The sequence below is a fragment of the Psychrobacillus sp. FSL H8-0510 genome (assembly GCF_038008345.1).
GTDB classification, from domain to species: domain Bacteria; phylum Bacillota; class Bacilli; order Bacillales_A; family Planococcaceae; genus Psychrobacillus; species Psychrobacillus psychrotolerans.
This window is the reverse complement of sequence record NZ_JBBOYZ010000002.1, coordinates 392287-412725: the sequence shown is the minus strand read 5'-3', so window position 1 is coordinate 412725 and position 20439 is coordinate 392287. Positions and strand designations below refer to the sequence as shown.

Annotated in this window: 28 protein-coding genes; 4 read left to right on the top strand and 24 right to left on the bottom strand. The window is 37.2% G+C overall.

Annotated features, from left to right (window positions below):
• Positions 1-43: 43 nt before the first annotated feature.
• Both MHI40_RS22065 and MHI40_RS22060 read right to left on the bottom strand, forming a co-directional pair.
• Positions 44-4948: a hypothetical protein gene (locus MHI40_RS22065; protein ID WP_340765602.1), complete on the bottom strand. Its 4905-nt coding sequence runs from the start codon at positions 4946-4948 to the stop codon at positions 44-46.
• A 326-nt stretch (positions 4949-5274) separates the two neighbouring features.
• The gene (locus tag MHI40_RS22060) at positions 5275-5691 is read right to left on the bottom strand and encodes a hypothetical protein (protein ID WP_340765600.1); all 417 of its coding nucleotides are present in this window, start codon (positions 5689-5691) and stop codon (positions 5275-5277) included.
• A gap of 793 nt (positions 5692-6484) precedes the next feature.
• Here MHI40_RS22060 and MHI40_RS22055 point away from each other — a divergent pair.
• Positions 6485-6907 carry a hypothetical protein gene (locus tag MHI40_RS22055; RefSeq protein ID WP_340765599.1) on the top strand — a complete coding sequence of 141 codons (423 nt, stop codon included), beginning with the start codon at positions 6485-6487 and terminating at the stop codon, positions 6905-6907.
• 20 nt (positions 6908-6927) lie between these two features.
• On the opposite strand, the gene MHI40_RS22050 is transcribed toward MHI40_RS22055, so the two are convergent.
• The gene (locus tag MHI40_RS22050; RefSeq protein WP_340765597.1) at positions 6928-7935 is read right to left on the bottom strand and encodes a hypothetical protein; all 1008 of its coding nucleotides are present in this window, start codon (positions 7933-7935) and stop codon (positions 6928-6930) included.
• Positions 7936-8100: 165 nt separating this feature from the next.
• Complete coding sequence (locus MHI40_RS22045) at positions 8101-8295, bottom strand: hypothetical protein (RefSeq protein WP_340765595.1); 195 nt, start codon at positions 8293-8295, stop codon at positions 8101-8103.
• Between the two features lie 144 nt (positions 8296-8439).
• On the opposite strand from MHI40_RS22045, the gene MHI40_RS22040 reads away from it, so the two are divergent.
• The 3 genes from MHI40_RS22040 to MHI40_RS22030 all read left to right on the top strand — a co-directional run bounded on the left by MHI40_RS22040 (position 8440) and on the right by MHI40_RS22030 (position 10302).
• Positions 8440-8739: a hypothetical protein gene (locus MHI40_RS22040; protein WP_340765593.1), complete on the top strand. Its 300-nt coding sequence runs from the start codon at positions 8440-8442 to the stop codon at positions 8737-8739.
• A gap of 220 nt (positions 8740-8959) precedes the next feature.
• Positions 8960-9193 (top strand): hypothetical protein, encoded by a 234-nt coding sequence (locus tag MHI40_RS22035; RefSeq protein ID WP_340765591.1) that lies wholly within the window; start codon positions 8960-8962, stop codon positions 9191-9193.
• A 128-nt stretch (positions 9194-9321) separates the two neighbouring features.
• On the top strand, positions 9322-10302 hold the full coding sequence (locus tag MHI40_RS22030) for a hypothetical protein (RefSeq protein ID WP_340765589.1): 981 nt from the start codon (positions 9322-9324) through the stop codon (positions 10300-10302).
• Positions 10303-10368: 66 nt separating this feature from the next.
• Here MHI40_RS22030 and MHI40_RS22025 read toward each other — a convergent pair whose 3' ends face one another.
• The 20 genes from MHI40_RS22025 to MHI40_RS21930 all read right to left on the bottom strand — a co-directional run bounded on the left by MHI40_RS22025 (position 10369) and on the right by MHI40_RS21930 (position 20365).
• Complete coding sequence (locus MHI40_RS22025) at positions 10369-10857, bottom strand: hypothetical protein (protein WP_340765588.1); 489 nt, start codon at positions 10855-10857, stop codon at positions 10369-10371.
• 128 nt (positions 10858-10985) lie between these two features.
• Positions 10986-11153 (bottom strand): hypothetical protein, encoded by a 168-nt coding sequence (locus MHI40_RS22020; protein WP_340765586.1) that lies wholly within the window; start codon positions 11151-11153, stop codon positions 10986-10988.
• A gap of 29 nt (positions 11154-11182) precedes the next feature.
• Positions 11183-11380 (bottom strand): hypothetical protein, encoded by a 198-nt coding sequence (locus MHI40_RS22015; protein WP_340765584.1) that lies wholly within the window; start codon positions 11378-11380, stop codon positions 11183-11185.
• 232 nt (positions 11381-11612) lie between these two features.
• Entirely contained in the window at positions 11613-11834 is a 222-nt protein-coding gene (locus MHI40_RS22010) for a hypothetical protein (RefSeq protein WP_340765582.1), read from the bottom strand.
• 16 nt (positions 11835-11850) lie between these two features.
• A complete protein-coding gene (locus tag MHI40_RS22005) occupies positions 11851-12549 on the bottom strand; it encodes a hypothetical protein (protein WP_340765579.1) in 699 nt (232 codons plus the stop codon).
• 112 nt (positions 12550-12661) lie between these two features.
• Positions 12662-12931, bottom strand: coding sequence for a hypothetical protein (locus MHI40_RS22000; RefSeq protein WP_340765576.1), 270 nt, complete (start codon positions 12929-12931; stop codon positions 12662-12664).
• Positions 12932-12950: 19 nt separating this feature from the next.
• The gene (locus MHI40_RS21995) at positions 12951-13772 is read right to left on the bottom strand and encodes a hypothetical protein (RefSeq protein ID WP_340765575.1); all 822 of its coding nucleotides are present in this window, start codon (positions 13770-13772) and stop codon (positions 12951-12953) included.
• Positions 13773-13882: 110 nt separating this feature from the next.
• Positions 13883-14362 carry an NADAR family protein gene (locus tag MHI40_RS21990; protein ID WP_340765573.1) on the bottom strand — a complete coding sequence of 160 codons (480 nt, stop codon included), beginning with the start codon at positions 14360-14362 and terminating at the stop codon, positions 13883-13885.
• Between the two features lie 212 nt (positions 14363-14574).
• Positions 14575-14763 carry a hypothetical protein gene (locus MHI40_RS21985; protein WP_340765571.1) on the bottom strand — a complete coding sequence of 63 codons (189 nt, stop codon included), beginning with the start codon at positions 14761-14763 and terminating at the stop codon, positions 14575-14577.
• A gap of 77 nt (positions 14764-14840) precedes the next feature.
• A complete protein-coding gene (locus tag MHI40_RS21980) occupies positions 14841-15254 on the bottom strand; it encodes a hypothetical protein (RefSeq protein WP_340765569.1) in 414 nt (137 codons plus the stop codon).
• 44 nt (positions 15255-15298) lie between these two features.
• Positions 15299-16078 carry a hypothetical protein gene (locus MHI40_RS21975; RefSeq protein ID WP_340765567.1) on the bottom strand — a complete coding sequence of 260 codons (780 nt, stop codon included), beginning with the start codon at positions 16076-16078 and terminating at the stop codon, positions 15299-15301.
• 107 nt (positions 16079-16185) lie between these two features.
• Entirely contained in the window at positions 16186-16434 is a 249-nt protein-coding gene (locus MHI40_RS21970) for a hypothetical protein (protein WP_340765565.1), read from the bottom strand.
• Positions 16435-16511: 77 nt separating this feature from the next.
• Complete coding sequence (locus MHI40_RS21965) at positions 16512-16865, bottom strand: hypothetical protein (protein WP_340765564.1); 354 nt, start codon at positions 16863-16865, stop codon at positions 16512-16514.
• A 53-nt stretch (positions 16866-16918) separates the two neighbouring features.
• Positions 16919-17134, bottom strand: coding sequence for a hypothetical protein (locus MHI40_RS21960; RefSeq protein WP_340765560.1), 216 nt, complete (start codon positions 17132-17134; stop codon positions 16919-16921).
• Positions 17134-17400, bottom strand: a complete 267-nt coding sequence (locus MHI40_RS21955; protein WP_340765558.1) for a hypothetical protein — start codon at positions 17398-17400, stop codon at positions 17134-17136. Before MHI40_RS21955 ends, MHI40_RS21960 begins: the two co-directional genes overlap by 1 nt.
• Before the next feature lie 124 nt (positions 17401-17524).
• The gene (locus MHI40_RS21950; protein WP_340765557.1) at positions 17525-18163 is read right to left on the bottom strand and encodes a hypothetical protein; all 639 of its coding nucleotides are present in this window, start codon (positions 18161-18163) and stop codon (positions 17525-17527) included.
• 326 nt (positions 18164-18489) lie between these two features.
• Complete coding sequence (locus tag MHI40_RS21945; RefSeq protein ID WP_340765555.1) at positions 18490-18936, bottom strand: hypothetical protein; 447 nt, start codon at positions 18934-18936, stop codon at positions 18490-18492.
• A 33-nt stretch (positions 18937-18969) separates the two neighbouring features.
• On the bottom strand, positions 18970-19425 hold the full coding sequence (locus MHI40_RS21940; RefSeq protein WP_340765553.1) for a hypothetical protein: 456 nt from the start codon (positions 19423-19425) through the stop codon (positions 18970-18972).
• A 28-nt stretch (positions 19426-19453) separates the two neighbouring features.
• On the bottom strand, positions 19454-19918 hold the full coding sequence (locus MHI40_RS21935) for a hypothetical protein (RefSeq protein ID WP_340765552.1): 465 nt from the start codon (positions 19916-19918) through the stop codon (positions 19454-19456).
• A gap of 129 nt (positions 19919-20047) precedes the next feature.
• The gene (locus MHI40_RS21930) at positions 20048-20365 is read right to left on the bottom strand and encodes a hypothetical protein (RefSeq protein ID WP_340765550.1); all 318 of its coding nucleotides are present in this window, start codon (positions 20363-20365) and stop codon (positions 20048-20050) included.
• Positions 20366-20439: the final 74 nt, after the last annotated feature.

The following is a 20439-nucleotide window of genomic DNA, read 5'->3' as shown; positions in this document are numbered from 1 at the left end:
CCTGCCGAACAATAAAAAGCCCTCCTAAGGAGAGCTTTGTCGTTTAGTTCATAACTGCATCTAATCTGGTTTGCAACTCTAATTTTGCTTTGTTATCAGGCAAGCCGTCGATGGCAGATTGTGCTTTAGTAACGTATGTTGCACGTTTATATTTCTCTGCTAATTGAACTGTTTTTTCCGCGGCCTCTACTAGCTTTTGCAATTCAAGCTCTTTCTGCATACTAGTAAAGAATGTCTTAAGCTTGTCGATTGTTTCACTTTGGTTCCCTGAGTATACTCTTAGTTCTTCAATACTCGCAGAAGCTTTTGTCATGTAAGCGGCAGTTTGACGTTCTTTAGCTTGTTCAATGGCTTTGAAAGCATCTTGGAACTTCACTTTTGTTTCAGAATCCATGATTGCATCGATTTCCACTTTTAAGTCGTGAGCTAGTTGCATCGCTTCCGTTACTTCGATTGCGTCTAAGCGTTCCACTAGTGCTTGCTTCTCTTCGCTCTCTTTGAGGCTGTTCACTAGTGAACGAGCAGCTTCAATAGTAACTAGGTTACTAGAGGATTCTGCTTTGGTCACAGCATCAGTTGCTGTCTTTGCTTTCTCGACTTCTATTTTGTCTTTTTCTGCAATCAGTAGAATGTCTAGTCTTCCTTGCATAGATGTTTTGATCTCGCTTGGTGGTACTTTATCTAATGCTTCCTGTGCTCGCGTGAAATAAGGATCTCGTTTATAGCGTTCAGCGTTCACGACTTGCGATTCGGCCGCCTTGACAGCTGCCTTTATCTCTTTTTCTGTCATGTTTTTGTAGATATTATCCAATTCATTTTTCAAATCGTCTTTCTCTTCACCGTCGCGTAACTTTTCTACCTCAGCAGAAGCACTCAAGTAAGGTTCACGCTCAAAACTACCTGCCCAATCTATATTTTTACCGACAATTTCTAAGAATAGTTGGTAATCTCGCTCCGCAATCCATTCGAAAGTTGCTTCCATACGCTTCAGGTACTCTTCTTTTTCCTTACATTCTGGAAGTGCATTGATTTTCTCTAATGCATTGGTGATATGCGGATCACGTTTAAGCATTTCCGCAACTTTCAGGTAAGTCTCAATAGATTGCACTTGAGGACACGCTCCTCCTGGACTTGTATCTCCTGGTTCTGTGTTGTCTGGTCCAGGAATATATGGAGTTGAATAGAACCCGAAATACGGTAGTGTCTTTCCTTCTACAATTGTCCAAGGACCTTTCTCAAATTCAAAAGTTGCCGCTTTATATGTTGCGGCTTGAAAAGCTTTTGCTTTACCAATTAGCGTACTTTTTGATTGATCTACTACTGGATTTGGTTTTGTGTTGTTCCAATGATAAAGATTGTCACCGTCAGGATTTTGTTCATTTGTCGGCTCTTGAGAAGCTAAAATATTTAGAGCTGTTATTTCAGCCATCCCGTTTGCATCCATGTACGCCACAGCAAATGTATGACCAACAGGTACTTCAATGGAGTTTGTTGCTTTTCCTTCCATAATCTGCTCATTGAAATCTGAACCTTTCGCGATTAGCATAAATGTTTGTAATATTCCATCCACTCCTTCTGGATAAACTAAGTCAATCATTACGGTGTTCGTTTCAGGATTTACCTTTGAAACGATTAATTTGATTGGTCCATTCATATTCGGCATATCGAATTCTCCGTTTGAATCGCCGTCCTCATTGTTTCCAGATGCATATTCACCAACAAACAACTTTCCATTTTCTCCTATAGAATCGAGAAGAGAGAAACTATTCGAGACTGGAAATTCTCCTTTTCCGTTCCATAACCCTATTAAACCACCCGGATTCGGGCTGTCTACAGCTCCAGCAGCATACGATCTGTTTATCGAGCCACCTTTAAATTCACCAACTAATCCACCTGTGTTTTCCGCTCCGGTAACAGCAGTGTCTGCATAGACATCTTTCAGATGCCCATGGAAAAGACCTGCAAATCCACCGACATTTATATCGCCACTTACCTTTCCTTTGGCAAAGCTTTCTGTAATTACCGTGTTCTCTGAGCCTGAACCAATCAAACCACCAATATTCCTGGAAGGTTGGAGTTTTCCACCGCTCGCTTTACTCTCTTCACTCACTCTACTCACAGATAGTATAGAGATATCTCCACTTTCTTTAGGAGCTCCCATAATTCCGTTAACGTCGGCACTAGAGGCTAATTGTTCTAGCGTTCCTCCTTCAGAACTTCCGATCACTCCTCCAACCGAAGTGTTCCCAGTAACTGTGGAAGCCGGTAAAACAACAACATTTCGAACCGTCCCCATGTTTTCACCGATCGCACCGCCAGTAGGATTAGTCGTTGTTTGCTTCACTTGAGTCTTCACTTTCATATTTTCAGCCAAAACTTGCGGTGGAGCAGAAGAAACTCGGCCTACCGTGTAATCATCAGATGAACCACCGTCGCCATTAAAGTTAATCCCAACTATTCCTCCTATTGTGCCTCCTCCTTCGACGGAGTAACTACCCGATATATTTCTTACCACATGTTCGTTAAGTGAAACTAATCCACCAACATGTTCTTGACCCACAACAACAGAAGTAACATCTATGTCTTCAATAGTAGTTTTATGCAAATCTACACCGTATTCATGTACCCAATCGTAATCCCTTAGTGATAGAAGATTTTCGCCCACTATCCCTCCGGCCATACCGCTGCCTGCACCTGGACTTTGAAGATTCTTATAGTTGCCTTTGACGTTGTGTAGGTATCCGTAGTTTTCACCAATAATACCACCCGAGATATTACTCCAGTCATTATTAACGCTTACTTCCATCGTTATGTTTTCTACTGGCGAGATGTATAATTCCCCACCCATTTTTCTATCCATATCATCAGTAACAAATAGACCGTTGGCATAGCGTCCGTTTTCTCCTATTAGTCCCCCTAGAACCATTCCATCTTCAATAGTTGCTGCTCCAGTTATGTTCCGAACCCAACCTTCGTTAACTCCTGCTAGACCACCGACAATTCTTCCGCCATTTACCTTGACGTCCAATTCAACATCAGATATGAATGTATCGCCAGTCAACGAACCAGCTACACCACCAACTGTGTCATTCTCGGAGTTTATTTCTCCTGTAATTTTCAAGTTTTTAAAAATCACACTTGGATTTCCCTCCACATATTCATAAGACCCATCTTGATTTTCAACACTCTGCATAAACACAGGATTTTTATCGCTTTTCTTTCCTTCAATACTTAGTGCAGAATTACCTTCTGCTTCTCCTATTAGTAAGCCAGCCGAATCTCCGTACGAGTAGCCTGTATCAACTTTAGCTTCCAATAATTGAAGGTTTTTCACTTGTAAAGTTCCGTCTTTCGGCATTTCCTCAAAGAAGCCTGTGTTTAATGACGTGGAACAAAAATTTGATTCTTCATGGATTTTAATTGTCATGTTGCGAATAGCATGATTGCCACCATCTATATGCCCGCTGAATAAAATCGGTTTCCAATCCACTCCCGCGAGATCAATGTCATTTTTCAACAAAAAGTATTTCCCGTGTATCGATTTATCTTCTAATTGTTCTAAATGCTCCCGAGTTTCTAGCAAGTAGGGATTCTCCTGCGTCCCCGTTCCTCCTGCTCCGCCCAGGAAAGCAATTTTTTCATCTTGACTGTCTTCATTCACTTCCAACTTATCTTCTCCATACCCGACTAGAATGATATCTACATCGCCATTCGTTTCAACCATTGCTGGAATGCTCGGGCTGTAGCATCCGTTTCCTGCATCCGAGTTTCCGATTACGGTGAAGTTATTATTATTCGATGGAACAATTGCTTTGTAGTCTTTGTGACCAGAACGTTCCGTAAGTTCTGTCCACTGTTCTAGACCAGCCTCATCAAATTTAGCAACAATCCCCGTATCGCTCTCATTGCTGTTTGGATTTTCCATTCTTCCTGCAACAATGTATCCTCCAGCTGCATCTATATGCACAGCATTAAAATAAGAACGATTGGGAATCTTTGTAGAAATAGATTGCCACATTTCTTCCCCTGAATCATCTAATTTAAAAATGCTTCCCGCTCCAGCATTGTAACCCGCTAGGATGAATTCGCCATTCGGAGAAACAGCAACATCTTCAAACGACGTTCCTTTAGAAGAAAGCTTATGCCATACTGTGTTTCCGTCCTCATCCAACTTCACCAAAAGTCCATATTCGACTCCTCCTGAAAAGGCTCTTCCTGCCGCTACAAAACTACCATCTCCTACAGGTTCTATGGAACGTAAGGCAATGTTATTGTATCCGCTATATTCCCACTCGTTATCGCTTATTTTATTTCCATCTTTATCTAACTTTATAATAAGTCCAGTGTCATATGGGCTTTCTCCTACTGCCAGTACTCCGCCTTCTGACGTTGATGCTACAGAAAACAAATTACCTCTTATGTTCATGGATGAATTCTTCCAAACGTTTGCACCAGATGCATTCAGCTTTTGAACAAATATTCTATTTCCTTGTGTGTAACTTTCAATGTGTCCTGCAACAATGATAGATCCATCTGCTGACTCGGCAACAGAGCTATTCACAAACCCTTTGTCCATTGTAAAGTCCCAAATCACATTCCAGTCTTCATCGAATTTATATAAATCCCCTCTTGCTAACTCTAAAGTGTTTGTACTTGAATGAGTGTTACCCACAATCAAGTATTTCCCATCTTTTGTTTTGATAGCATTTTCGACTGTCTCTTCATGAATCCCTCCAATATGCTTCACAAAAGAGATACCTCTTTCTTCTGTGGTGGATGAATTAGCCATCATCATTTGTATGGCTTGACTTCCGCCCGTAAGATTTGTTGTCTCTAGTTCTTCTGCAAAAGATACATTTGCAACAGGGAACAGAGTACTAGAAGCAATAACACATGCCAGTAACGTTTTAACTATTCGTTTCTTACTCTTAGATTCATTTTTAAACATTTTAAAACCTCCCATTTTTCTGTTTATTACCATAATATGCAAGCGGTACTTATTGACTACTTCCTCAGCGTAGTACGTCTTCTTATGATTGAATGTGATGAATACACATGCTGAAAGCTGTTAGGTCATCTCTGGGATTAATGATTAGGGGTTAGCTTTTTCCTTTTTATAAATAAAAAAGCCCTCCTTAAGAGAGAGCTTCCTACCTGTTCTGCTAATACCATACGATTTCCCCGCGTGTTAATTCAGCTGTTTTTTGGTGATCTTTTTCCACCACGTCTACCACAATTCCTGGAAACAATTCATTTTGATAATACGTCTACCCTTTAATGGATGGCTGTATCATCTGTCATTTCCCCCTCTATAATTTGCAAAGCTAATTCCACTACTTTAGGAATATCTCTAGCTACTTCCATCTCTATTTGTTGTTCATTTATTCCATCTATTGGATATTTGAGCGTTAGCTGCCATTCGGTTCGTACCTTACTTCCCACTTTTGCCATTTCAAATCGTCTCATCTTTTTAAAAGCAAGCGGGAACCACTCATCAATTAACTTAGCCCACTTCAATTTATCAGCATCATTCCAATGGAAGAACTCGATTGGCGTTTCTCCGTGCTTGAACAAGATACAAAAATTCCATTCCCAAAATCCATTTCGGTTCTTAGGTTTCTCTAAATGAAAAACGACACCGTTTATTTCAATCGCATTTTCATATCTATCTAATACTTCTTGTCTATTCACGTAAACTTCACCCCTTGATTTGTTCTACGGTGAAAGTCCTTCGTTTATTCCATCTCTTGGGTACGACGATTTGTAAGGAATGATGAAATACCCTATGCATATATTAGAGTCAACTGAACAGAATTAGACGTGGTCCGGGAGAACACGATAAAAACCGCCTCGCTTCACCAGCGGGTGCAACATCCGTCAGACGGGGTGTTTTTTCCCAGAAAACATCAGTCGCCGCAAAAGCGATTCCGACTGATGACCTGTCCTGTGGGCTTACGCCTAGGGAGGCTCGTAAATGTCAGTGGTGCTGACGACTCAGTAATAGCAGACCTGGGTGAGTTGGTCCTTTATTGGACCTGAATACGTGCGATAGCAATATCGGTGGAGTAGTGACGGCGGATACCTGCATAGCGTTAACTTGAATTCCATCCTTTACCAAGAGATTTTCTGTTCTTCTTTTGGTAAGGGAGGGAAGACATTCTGTGCGTTTCCTGTGTCAGTTCGTGCAAAAAAATTATTACAAAACATATAAAATAACAAATACATAATTAGCATCGCTGAATAATAACGGTTCCTTAAAGGATTCTTTAGATAGAAATTTATTACATAGATATTTCAACTTTCCTTATTACTCGTAAGGGGGTTTGCTCGTCATGGTCGAAGCTTCTTTTATACGTATATGAACGATGCATCAAAAACACTTCGATATTCAGTAATACTTACAAAGCTCTTTACATACAATGGAGTGTAAACAATAAAAAGGAGCGGCTTGAATGACCGCATATTATAAAAAGGGGTTTTATATATGTATAAAGGGAATGATTTGGATGTTTACCTAGATTGTCAAACAGTAAGTGAGTACTTGATTAAAGAAGAACTGGATGCAGAGGATATTGCAGAGGGTCTTGTACCTGAAGAAATGTGGTTAAAGATTGGCTATTCACATCATGCTGTAAAACGCATGAACAATGATTACGGCAGGCAGACGGAACAAACAGAGGTAGAAGACATCATTTTAGCGAAGTCACATTATCTATTCTCGGCTCGCGACGGTGAAGAGTTTAGTTTTGTAAACGAACAACACACGATTGTTATACCAGTCGTTGTCCGTTTTATAGGTGGCAATATTTTCTTGTTTATTCCCACTGTCATTCGTAAAGTCATTGTAGTTAATGGTAAAGAAGTGGAAAGAAAATCATACGCAAGAAAAGGAAGCAAAGTCCTCTAAGGACTCGCTTCCTTTTTCTATTATGCCGTCGCTTTTTTACTACCAACTATTTGTTCCATAATATCATCTGGGTTTGGGCTAAGGGCCATTGTCGTCATTACGTTTGCTTCTTTTGCTAGTCTTCTAGTTTGCCATGCAACTTCATTAAGACATTTAGACATTACGATGACAACAACACTCGCTTTTTCTATCTCTTCAAGAGAAGGAGCAGCAATTTCACCATTTACTATCTGCATGTCGATACCTGAGTGTAATAGTCGTTTACGGTAAGCCCTCTCATAAGAAGGATCTCCTACCACTAGCACATACTCTATAGTACCAGCTGTGTCGGTTTCCTGTGTATAAGGAGGGATAATTGCGTTCTCCGTTAATGTTTTCCAAGTAACACGAGCACCACTTGTATTATTCCTATAGTAAGCCATATCAACATTGTCTCCACTATTAATACCCAGTGCAGTTGCATCTGTGTCTTGTATATAAAGCATAACGGGTAATCCGTCTACCTTAATCAATTCCCCTGTTGTGTATTTCGATACATATAACCTTCCTACTGCCTCTTCTACTAAAGCATTTCGTACCTCTATACGGTCCGGAGCCTGATTTCCTACCTTCTCAGCTATGGAATAATAATAACCTGCTCCAAAGCTTTTCTTTTCGGCGTAAAGCAAATCTCCATGTTCAATTCCGAGATTTCTGATCGCTGTTTCTGGAACAAAGGCATCGATTTCTTCTATATACCCTCCCTTTAATTTGCGATCTATTCGATACTTCGGCAATTGAGTAGCCGTTGGTTTAATTACAGGATTCACTACTTCTTTTATCTCTGGAGTTATGGTTAAAAGTACTTCCTTTTTGTTGAATCTATCAAGATCACCCTCTAATTTTAATTCATTTAGCAGCGAAAATGATGACAATAACGAACTATAAACGCTTAGTAGCTCTTTTTTCTCTTGATAATTACCGATTTTAACAGATTCTACAACTTCTTTATAATCCGTTAGAACTTGTTCAAACATTTCTGGATACATTTCATTTACCCCCTTCTACTTATTGAACACATCACAAATTTTTCAAGCATATATATCTATATCTGTACTTTCTCCAAATTACCTTTATTTTCTACTTTGCAAATTATAATTGACTGTTTGGTTCAGTAAAAAAAATACCTTCGTGTATATCGAAGGTAAAGCGTCCTAAAGAACACGACCCACATGTATAATGTGTATGCCAACTTCTGTTCGTAAAATCGTTATCGCCTCGTCACCATTCACTAGCGTTGCCTCTTCCCCAGCTGATACGCTCTTTAGTGCTTCAACTTGGCTAACAATGACACCTTTAATGCGATCTTCTTCCGATTCTCCCAGTATTCTTTCGAATGTAAATTCCATTATTAACCCTCCTCAACATTAACTATAGTATACACTTTAAAGAAAGTGTTGTCAATAGTTTTGAAATTATTTCAGACTGCATATGATAAATTGTATCACATTCAACAGGAGATGCCTGGCATCAACTAAAAAGGAGATGTTTTTATGACAACAGAGACACAAAAAAACTTACACACCGCTGCCCTTCACTATCGAAGATTACTGGAGCAGTTCTATGATTGCCAACCAGACGATCAAGATTTCTTAGAATCAGAAGAATCAGAAGAAGTTGTAGCTTCTATGGAAGAGATTTCTACATTTGTTCCGCTAACACTAGAAGAACATGAGAAAGTAATCGAAATATTAATCTCATTTAACGGGGAATGGCTTCCAGAATCACCCCAACATGAGCATGATGAATACCTCGAGGCTATTCGTGCAGCAAAAGAATGGCTAAGACATTAATAAATAGGCTCATTGAACATAATACTCAAGGATAGCTCTAAGCTGACATATTAAACAATCATCCCTAATGATTGAGACCAGGAAACTGGTCTTTTTTTATTCAACAATACTCGACCGATAAAATGTTATAGTAGATTATGTTCTGCATATAGTGGAAAGAGTATAAAAGAAAGTGCATTCGAATGAATCTTCGAATTATATTAAAAGGATGGGAAAATAAATGAAAACCGTATATAAATCAATTCACGAAAACACCAACGTAGAAGCAATCGTTCAAGATTACAGCATGAATGAAATCCAAGTTTTTTCTGTTATCTATCGAAATGAAGGAGTTTCTCTAAAGGGAGGACTTGGAACTTCTGCTCAAAAATTTAAGCTCATGCAAGAAGGCTATGAAGATTATAAAGGAGAGTTAGCATATGTATATCTATATGATGAGTTAACTTCCATTTAAAAAGATGGAATAAAGATCAGGAAACTGGTCTTTTTTTTGTTCGACGACGCTCCTACTCCAAAACGTTATGTAAGATGTAATTCTGCATATAGTGAAGGGAGTTTATAAAAAAAAAGGAGTGAATTCAAATGAATCCACAAACATTATTAAAGGACTTAAAAAAAGAGTGGCAATATGATAGACAACTTCCATTACGTCATATAAAAAATATGCAAAGTAATGCGTTAAAAGTTCAACCCAAATTAGCTCCATTACCTAAAGTTACTAACACAGTACACGCAAATATTTCTAGCGATAATAATGAAAAAGTGATTTCGATGCCAATAAAACAAACATCGAAAGAAAACTCTGTAGAGAGAGAAGCTACAGCAACGGTACGTCGTATCCAAGGACTATTGAACAGTCTTGGCGAAGAAGTGATGAAGTTTCGTGACCATATTGTGGAACATAAGGGCAAACACTCCTCATATGATTCTCAATTATCCGACCTTATGCACATTATCGAAAACGTTGACTTGATAGATGAGGATGCCTTATCCGTAATGGGAGAATTTAAGGAAATTCGAAGACAACGTCGAGAGGTGAAAGATTTCCAAGCATTAACACTTAAATGTTCAAATGAAATATTTATGCTAGCAGAAAATGCTCGAACTGTTTCGTCCCTTATAGATAGAACGTTGACAGAAGGTTATCGGGCCTATCAGTTTAGAACAGAAGATATTTCCAATTTGTTTGAGGAGATCAATGGAGCTAGTTACAAATCATTAGTTCCAATGTTTCCACCAGATATTCGATCTTCCGCAGAGATTCCTAAACCCTTATCTGCAACGGAATTAACGGAATCAACAGTTTTGCAGGAATGTAAAATTGACCGAATAGGCGGGAATTGGTTAGTTACAGTTAATTCAGAAGATGTATACAGAGATCCAAAAATGAAGCCACTGGTGAATCACCTGGTAATGAATTCTTACGACAACTACAATATCAGTGGAGTGAACCGTGATCACGTAATCAACCATTTGACACAGAGAATTCAGGCACGAAACGAAGAGGATGACCCCATTCGTGAATCTATGATGTCCTTATTAAAAAAACTTTCAGTCAAATAAAAACCAGCCCTTTAAGGGGCTGGTTTTTTGTTTCGGTTAGCATTATCATGATTACTTGAAAATCAATTAATCAGAGCCTCCCCCTCCACTAGATCCTGAGTCGCTAGAACTACTTGAACTACTAGAGCTACTATCCGAATAAGAATCACTGCTATATGTTGAGTTAAAACTATTACTCTTTGAACTAATATCACTATCATAAGATGTGTAACTATCTAATTTAACGTTTGGCTCCTCAGCTCGAACACTACTTTCAGATGCATCAATATGCTTCTCCTGTTCTTCTTCCGCGTTTGCCGTATTTAAGAATAATGACTGTTGCATCCAACTTGTGGAATCTCCGGCACCTTTAGGTGGCATCGCCTTAGTATGGCTAGTAGGAACATTTACTCCTCTTTCTTTATTGACTCCTATCTCTGTTTCTCTCTTAAGATTTTGCTGTATCCGAGTTGCTCTATTTGTATCATTTTTTTCCTTTTCCTTATTTCTGCGTTTTGACCATATTAGAGTACCTACACATCCTATCACGAATATAACAATTAAAAACATGCCCATTTCATTTCCCCCTTTTGGTTTACTTCACTGTCTGCTTCCTGCTGTCTGGTCTTACTAGGTCTGCTTTTATTCAAGAAAAATCGTTTTGGATTCATCTCTCTCTTAAGTTCGTTCCAGTCACTTTTTTTCTAGTATTCACCAATACAAATGAGGCCAACATTAACGACCTTAGCTTTTTCTGTAGCTTCTAATCGATTCAATGCTTCGTTCATAGCCGAAATATTGTCGTTAGAGTCCGCCTTTTGCGTTTGAGAATTGCCATTTGCGAATGTTATCTCAACTTCGTATTTCTTCATTGCTTACCCACCTTTAAAATTTCTTTTTACTAATTTAGTATTTCATGCCTCATACAAAATCTTCGTACCTTCATGTCCACAGTTGTTTTATCCTGATACTCTACCTCTATTTCTCCATCCCCATTAAAATCGGGGTGCTCAAATACTTCCTTTACTACACATGTTTGACCATAGGCAGGATAGTTTTCATCTGTACACTTCCAAATGGAACCTACTGCAATTTTCATTAACATCATCTCCCTTTTAAAAATCTGAGACATCATTCCGGTTCGGCGTGCTCATTATCCAAATTCTCCTGGTGTATAATTCTGTTCACTGTTCATCACATTCACCTCTTACGTGCAGTAGAGCTGCACCTATTTAATCTATACGCTTTATTCTATGCTGTTCACTTCTGAACTATAAGAAAAGACGCCTCTATGGACGTCCAATTTGCTTTAATAGGCCAACCGTCAAAAACTAATTAACATTTTTCTTTTTTTTAACGGAAAATCGCAATGTTGATAGGTCATACCCTCTATCTTCTAATTCTTTGAGCAGATTTTTAAATGTATCTGACCCAACTAAATCAAAGGCAAGTAATGCCCGTGTAGCTCCAGTTGGTGCTGTACACATCCAATCCCTTTCAGCTTTAGACCAATGCACACCTGCTGTTATTTGGGCATCGAAGCCTTTTGCCATTCCCTTACCTCCTAATTTACAGTTTTAACTGCACAGCCAATTTCTTATTTACTATTGATGCATGTTCCGGGCACACATCGCAATCAGACCACAAGTGTATAGCACAACTTTTGCAAAGCTTTCGATCACATGTTGTTACTAACTCTTTAAAATCTATACTAGTAGTAATGCCTGAACCAATACCGAAATCGCATAATTGCGTATACCGATTTACTCGACAAGCTTGACATGCATTCTCGTCTGCTAAAGATACAATCGTGCAATCAACAAATACGCCCAAACTTTCTTGCATAGCCAGCTCGTCAATTATTATTTTCTCAATCAAATACCATTCTCCACCGGCTATACCACAACCTATATCATCAGGAATATGAAGCGGTAAATTCTTCTGACTACTAAAAACAATTAACTTCGAAAAGGCATCCCTGAATGATTTGTAATCCGTATATCTTTTATCTGTACCATAATAATCTTGTCCGAATAAATTAACTACATATAATTCCGATTCAACGCCAATACATTGAATTTTTCCGAGCAATTTAGAGATATCCCCTTTTGCTTGAACACATACAGCATTGTATTTCTCATAAACCATGGGATACTTTTCTCTAATCTTTTTGCCTAATTCTGTCTCTATAACACCTTGACAATTTACTTGATGTACCAAAATACCCCTCTCGACTTCCATTAAATTCCCTATCACCATTTTCAACATTTACTCATCCTCCTAATCTGCAGGTAAACTGCTCCTTTTTAATTGTTCCTTTCTAATCTATGCAGTTTACTTCTGAACGATAAGAAAATACGCCTCTATTGACGTCCATACATTATTTAACACACCCATATATATCGGTCATTTGCTTGCCGCTCCATTCTCTGTCAACAACTTGATATTTTCCGCCTATACTCTCGCACTCGTTTTTGGTTTCTTCAATGGATAGATTAATTAATACAGAGAAACCAATAAGTAATACGAAGAGGATTACTATTGATATCCCCATAATAACTAAGTGTTCATCCATAGGTTTTTTATTCTTTTGGTTAAATTCTTTTAATTCTCTTTTCTTCTTTTGTTGATATTCATAACCATCTATCATATTGCTCCCTCCCCAGTTCTTATGAAGTATAGTTATTATTTTTTAATAAATTAAGTGTTTGTGCTTGCCCATCTTCATTTCTATCCTTTAACTCTGACTCTGTTTTTGAATTTGAAAATAGAAGTTCCGTAGATATTTTTGCTAAAGGAAAGCTCGTAAGAATAAGAAAAGTTTTGATTAGGGCATTATGCAATATTGCTGATTCCGATATAATTAGTGGAAGAAAATGAATGATGGTAATATACAGCATAAAAGTTTGGCTAATTGGATAAGCAATTCCATAAACGACATTTTTCAACACAACCTTCATGAATGCTGGCCTGTAAAATCCAAGAAAAGCGACGATTGGCAATAAACCTAAAGTTATTTTGAGTGACAAGATGGATAGTAATTCAGATAATGCAATTAGCATTGCGAAAGCAGCTGAAAATAAATAAAGAATATACAAGGAAAGGTTCGTTTCCTCTGTAGTGAAATCGTTTTTTAATATCTGCACAAGTGAAGCAGAGTCAAATAATGAATCGAACGAATCCGCGACCATGGCTAGAATTTGATTCTGAAAGACACCGAACATACATAGAATTAGTATGCTTATCAATAGGTTTTGATTTTTCGTAAAATAATCCTTAATGCTTAGTTCTTTTCTAGCTAAAGAAATTACCTTTACCGATATTAATAACAAAAAGGGAATAACCATCAAAGCATTTATTTCATCACCCACATTGAGCTTCATTAAACTATCAATAATAGAAAACAAATGCTGAGCTGATTGAAAAAACCAATCTGATAATGATTCTGTTAATTTAAACAACAATCCTGAAAACATATCAGCTTCTCTCATTTACAACCTCCCTCTTCTCAATAACGGCAATGCTATTAATATCATCAATATCATTTAAAGCATCCCCTCTATAAAAATTGATTTTTGCTCTGATAAAAAAGGAACAACTGCTATCGCAATTGTTCTCTAACTCTCTCTAGTACTTTTCCTAAAAGGTTTTGACCTCTCCACTTAGATGGATTTTCTATATCTGGGTGAGTTATCGCAAGTTTTATTCCCCATATCTTGTCATAAGGAGATGCTTCTACCAGTGTTTTCTGGCCAGTTCGTAGTAGTTGTTCCCGAATACTTCCTGTTCGGAACTTATCTAGAAGGACGGATTCGTATATAGCTTCTCTGTTTTGTTCCCATGCACTTTGCTCAAATGGTATTTCTTCACTTCGTCCAAGTTCTTTCGCACGTTCTGGTGTTTTAGCCTGGAGAATTCGTTTAGCAATTTCTTCAGCACCAAAAAACTTTGCTTTACGGTACATAACGGCTTGCTCTGAGCTAATAAAGGTATGTCCGTCATGTGTAAATCTTACTGGATAAAAGTTAGAAAAAACGTCTTTCCCCGTAAAGAAAAAGACAAATTTGTCAGTGACTTTCATGTTGTTTTCCCCCTGTTATTTCTCTCTAGTTTTTCAAAAATTCTTCGATGGTTAACGGTTCACTGTCCCAAGTGACAAACGAATAAACTCCGATAGATAGAATGACCCTATTTCTCACTTCCTCCACGTTCATCAGATACGAGTGTTCGCACCAAGTGTCGTGGCCTACTTATGGCTTTTTTCTCTGTACGGTTTGTTTTTAAAGACTTCGATCAGTGCAAATTATGTGAATGCAAAGTCAACAAATCACCTTTAAGTTCTGCTAAACGTTTCTCTAATTGAACAATATTCGCAGCTAGCAAATGACAATGTTCCAATGTCAGTTCAATAGATTTTATTTCCTGTGTTAAGTACTCAACAGCGTACTGAAAGGCCTTTCGCTGATCTTGTATTGGGATCATTTTCATCTCCTCCTTCTTAATATCCTCGAAACTTCTTGAAGCAGTTCAAAAAGAACATAGTTCTGGTGCCATTATGTTCATTCCGGTTCGGGGTAAACAATGCCATATTTTTTTGCCTTCTCCTCTAATTCTTTACGCTCAACCTCTCGTTCTAGGTATTCATAACGAAGAATTTCAGCTTCTTTTTTTTCTTTCCGTTCTCTTTCTTCTTTCATGTACTGTTCTACTTTCTTTAGCTCTTCCTTAATTTTTACAGAGCATTTTTCACAGTAATCTTTAGTGAGGAAAGGTGCATCCCTCAAACCCAAAATATCAGTTCTTATCAAATAAACGATCCTGTTTTTTTCTTCACACATACAACACACTGATTTGAAATAATATTTGAAGGGTTTCTTTATAATTATTGTTTGGGTCGGAACTATATCCATTTCTTTTCTGAGTGCGAGTTCCATTTTCTCACTTCTTTTTAATGCGTTAACAATTTGCAGCAAAGTATACCCCTCTCCTTTCATCGAAACCCAATCTAATCCTCCTTTTAGTACAAAGAGCTTCTACTGGTCTCTAATCGATAGTCTAACTGCTCAAAGAAAGATGCCAACTCACCTACAATTTCTAGCAGTTCAATTCGCTCCGCATATCTTTTGACCATAAAATCAACCTTTTTTTCATAATACTCTTTGTCTTCTTCTAAGAAGGTTAATTCACGATTGACTGATTTCTGAGCGAAATGGCGAATTTTCTCCCTTTTCGTTAAAATTGTCCAAATATCTTTCAAACTCTTGATTTCGCCAGCAGGGCGATCTATTAATCGTTGGAATTTAACTACCTTATCTTCTGCAAGAATATTCTTTTCTTGATAATGCAGACTTTCTTTCTCTACCTGAATTAATAGTTCATTCCATAGAACAATCTTATCTCGAATACCAAACATTTTATCCATTGGACGAAATTGAACCATTTCCTCTTCATTTATATAGATAGCAAATAAAGACGGATAACTACTTCGATTTCTTGGTTTTATTTGGATTGTGTATATATCTTTCCAATGTCGCATAAACGGTTGCCTTAAAAGTTCTTCATGCAACAATGAACTAAGCAAGTCTTGAAATTCATGGGGAGACAAACCTTCCTCTTCGTTCGTTGCCGAGTTCATGATATTTAGAAAAGGATGTTTTCTATGAGAAATTACTTCTCCATATTTTCTAAATAAATAAACCCCATCATCTGGGAACTGTTCAAATAACACTCGGACCGCTTCTAATTCGGCTGTTTTGATGTTTAGAAATCCAGATATTCTGGTTCCAACTGAATTCATTTTCTTCTCACTCCTTTTATTAAAAAATCAATGTAATTGTTGTAATTCATAAGGCAAATTCTTATCTTTATATAAACAACTCACTACTGTAATGTTTTACGAAATACTCAGTGATAATTAACCGTTATTAGGTGTTTGGTCATTACTACTTTATTTCTCATAACCCATATTTCACTTTTTAGCGTGTTGTTCCCTATTTTTTCATGTAAACTGCATACCAACTCTAAGATTACTCCCAATTCTCTTAATGCTTCTTTTTGTGATAAAGTAGGTTTCATTACTCCATTTGCTTTCATTTGGAGATCACTTAACATCCCATCTATAACATCTTTTAGTATTTCAGATTTAATATTCATTAATCTCAACCCCCTATATGGACAGTGCTTCTAAGCATAATTTCAGTGCTCTGTCGTGCAGCATCTCGCTCTTCCTCTTATCTCTGTATCTCAACTAATTTATCATTCACGAATACCAGTCCTATTTTTTCAGTTATCGTAACTTCCTTGTTACGCCATAATATCTTCTCTTTTGCAGTGTTTTGAAAAATTATATTTATCTTGTTTCTTTGGTTGCCAGATACTTCTTCTGCACCAATAATATCCTGTGATTTATAAAAATCCAGATTTTCAATTTCATCTAACGTCGTCCCTAATTCTATTTCCTTCACTTCTTGGTTTAGTTCGTTCGCTATTTTAAGAGCCAAATCTAATTTTCCAACTTCTCCGTAGCCCTCTCCAAGAAGACCTATTAGTAAAAATCCTAAAATTAAATACATTAAATTATCCATGTGTATTTACCCCCTAAAACTTCATGTCTTGTATAACTTATTATAGCTTTATTTTATACTACAGTCAACAATATTATTAATTCGTATACAAAAGGAGCCTTTTGATAAAGGCTCCTTAGAAATATTTTTAAAGGTTCTTTAGATGGTGTAGAACCATAAGGATGAAATAAGAGTTGGTTTTTGAACTGTTTCTTTAACTCTTCTTTCTCTAAGTCAACGGAGTGACAAACTGCAATCAACTTAATATTTTTCTTGTCTATTAATGTCATTAGCTTCTTCTAATTGATGAACTGCTACTTACCAGTTCCAACAGGTGAAAATTGAGAACAGTTTGATTACTGTCCGAATCTAATTTATCCGAAATAGAAGTGAACTTACCTGTGAAATCTAAATGTTTGATAGAATCACTAAGTTTAAACTCCTGACCACCAAGATGCTTTACCAGTTTCGTATACTCGTCGAGTCTATCGTATATAACAACGGTAGATGGAACCATTGTACTTAGAAGATTTATTAGAGCTACAGTTTTGCCCAACCTTACATGACCCGTGATTACGCCTTTTCGTATTTTATGAACTGATTTTACTATTTTCCATTTTTACAATACTCCAATTTCATTTCTTGCTGACTTTACTTTGACTGACGATATCCTTTTTTCGTTAGTTTTTATGTTTATCCTGAATTAATCGAAAATAAGTTTTCCGCCCCTCTTTCTTTCTTTCGCACCAACTCGCATTCCAAGACGCTTTTAATGTCGTTCCTATAGAAGCCCTCGGATTTTTATAGTGAGTCTCCACATTTACAACAATATCATCTACTGTTACCCAGTCTTTTCTTTGCAAGTAATCCTTGATTTTTTCGATTGTTACTGAGTATTCCGTTGGACCTTCACCTGACTTTACACCACCAATTGTTTCCTTGTGGTGAGAGCGAATCTGAGAGCGGATTCCTTTCCCTCCTTTTCTTCGATGTCTTCTTCCCCAGAACTGGATCTTTGCTCCTCGCACACCTACTAAGATCAAACCAATCCCCTCTTGTTTTAATAAGGACACGGCCATCGAGTTGATCGATGCTTTTGGCTTTGGTATGGCAACGAACACATAGTCTGCTAGTCCAGCAGCTCTTCTTGCTTGCTCAATAACCTTAAAGCTCATTTGTTTTTTCATTTCTACTATAATATTCACATTTTCAAGTAGTCCAACTACATCATAAACTCCGACTTCCGCATACACATGTGCACAGCCAAGTTTTTGATGCAGTAAATCCTTAACTGGTTGAAACATATCCGACTCTTTCACAGTCCACACCCCAATTCAATAAATTATTTGTTCGACACACTATTAAGCATAGAACTAGTCATCGTGCATAGTATATTACATGGAAACACCCTTCCGAAAGGTGGTCTTCAAGCAGGGTAACAGCTGGTTGTAGATTAAAGGAGCAAACCTGTACCCGCCGTGCAGGTTTTTTTGTATTCTTTTATCATCGTGTTACCTTCTGAACAGAAAGGACCTGCGACTTCGACGTTTTCATCGAATTGTAAAAACTTCGACGTTTTCATCGAATTAGTGATGAAGGCTTTCCTATTTTCTGTTTGAATAAAAAGAAAGACTGACTGCAATAGTCAATCTTTGTTTAGTGTTTGCTTTGCAATATTTATTGCTTCTTTTTCTCTTTCAATTAGCTTTCTTTCAGTTTCAGATGCTAAGTTCTTTATATTGTTCCAAGCCTTTACCTTAAACATACTTTTCCCTTCTCTCACCATCTTTTTCTTCACGAATTCACTAAGTGTAATGATATTCTCTTGGAACTCTCGTCTAGTTTCCAATTCTACTAGGACAAAAGAAAAGTCTTCCTTTAACAAGACTCCTGATTTCACTCCTGTGGCAAGCAAGTTAATTTGAGGTACTAATTTGTGTAAGTCCTCACTAGAACACCAGGCTAGATGTTTTCGGTATTTAGACCATTCTGGAATATGCTTTCTAATGACCCTATGGTGATGGTCAATTGTGCGAAACGGAGAGAAAATAAAGATCGTTACGATAAACATGACCACTAATAAAATTTCCACTCTGTCACCACTCTCACTATTCAATTTTACTCTCTAATCATTCTCTATAATTTGTTTTGTTATAGCAATAGCTTCTTTTTCATTTTCATATGTTCTTTCCTGAACTATTTCATTTAAGTTATCCAAACTATGAAACATTTTATTTTGAAAACGAGCTTTCGCTTCCACCGTTAAGTTTTTTTTAGCAAACTGACTTAGGTTGACAACGCTCCCCCGGAAGGCATAGCAAGTGTCTAGTTCTTTCTGAACGAAAGAAAAATCCTCTTTTTGAAGAACGCCATTTTTCACTCCTATAACTATCAAACTTTGAAAATTCTCTAATTGAATGTCTAGGAAAGAACTCGCATAGTTAACATACTTAATCCACTCTGGACATATTTTCGCAATGGCTCTGGTGTTTCTATCCCTAAAATGTGTCAAGATTGCGAAAATCAAAATTAAAAGAAGTACAAATATAATAATTTCGATGATATTTGGCAAATCATTCATTGGTGCAGCCTCCCTATAACAATAGCAATTATATTAATTTCTCATATCGTTTTTTGTTATTTTTCTGATCGTTGATGCTGTATTTAATAATTCCATCTTCATCCCTCAGTTTCTTATCTACATTTAGATAGCCATAGTACACTAAAAATCCTAATGCACGACCACTTGTATTTGGGAAATTCTCTTTTAACTTCGCCATCAAATCCTCTTTATTAAGTTGTCCATGGTCGCCAAGCATTTTTAGAATAAAATCTTCTTCTTCGATTTGATTGTTTTCCATTCTGCTCCAAACAATATACGCTTTAGAAGTGAATGCTTTATTTCCGCATTTTTCACAGTATGGAATCCCAAAACCGAGTCCTCCTACATTGTACTTTTTGGTCTTATTGAACTCATTGCCACAACTGCAGACATAAATTTTTGGTTGCCTTTTGGTTAACTTTTTATGCTTTGTAAATATTTCTGGGAATTCTTGTTGAATCATTTCTAACATATAAACTCCTCCTCATTTAATTAAAATCGATGTGTACTATTGTTCCAATCATATCACTAAACAACACTACAGTCAACGGAATTATAGTTTTGTTGACTAATTTAATTTAATGCACAAAAAAATGACAGCCTAAGCTATCATCTCCACCACTTGAAACTGCAAATCGAACAGCATTTTAACTGCTTCTGTTGTCGCCTCTTCATCCATCGTGATATTTAGTTCTTCCAACTTTTGTATATCCCCATCATCTAGATCTCCATAAGCATCTGAATGAACACAAACGAAATATTCTTCCACATCATCCTCATTTTCCTCAACGTGTTCTTGCATATCAGGAAAGAATCCTATTTTCTCCATAATCATATGCTCAATTTTCTCTCTTACATCAGCTTGATGTGCTGTCATGACTACCTTTTTATTTTGAATTAGCGTTACATATTTCTCCACCGTAACTCCTCCTTTTGAAAATGCAGCAGTATTGCCGCTCCACATTTAATTGTTCCATATATTCTATGCAGATA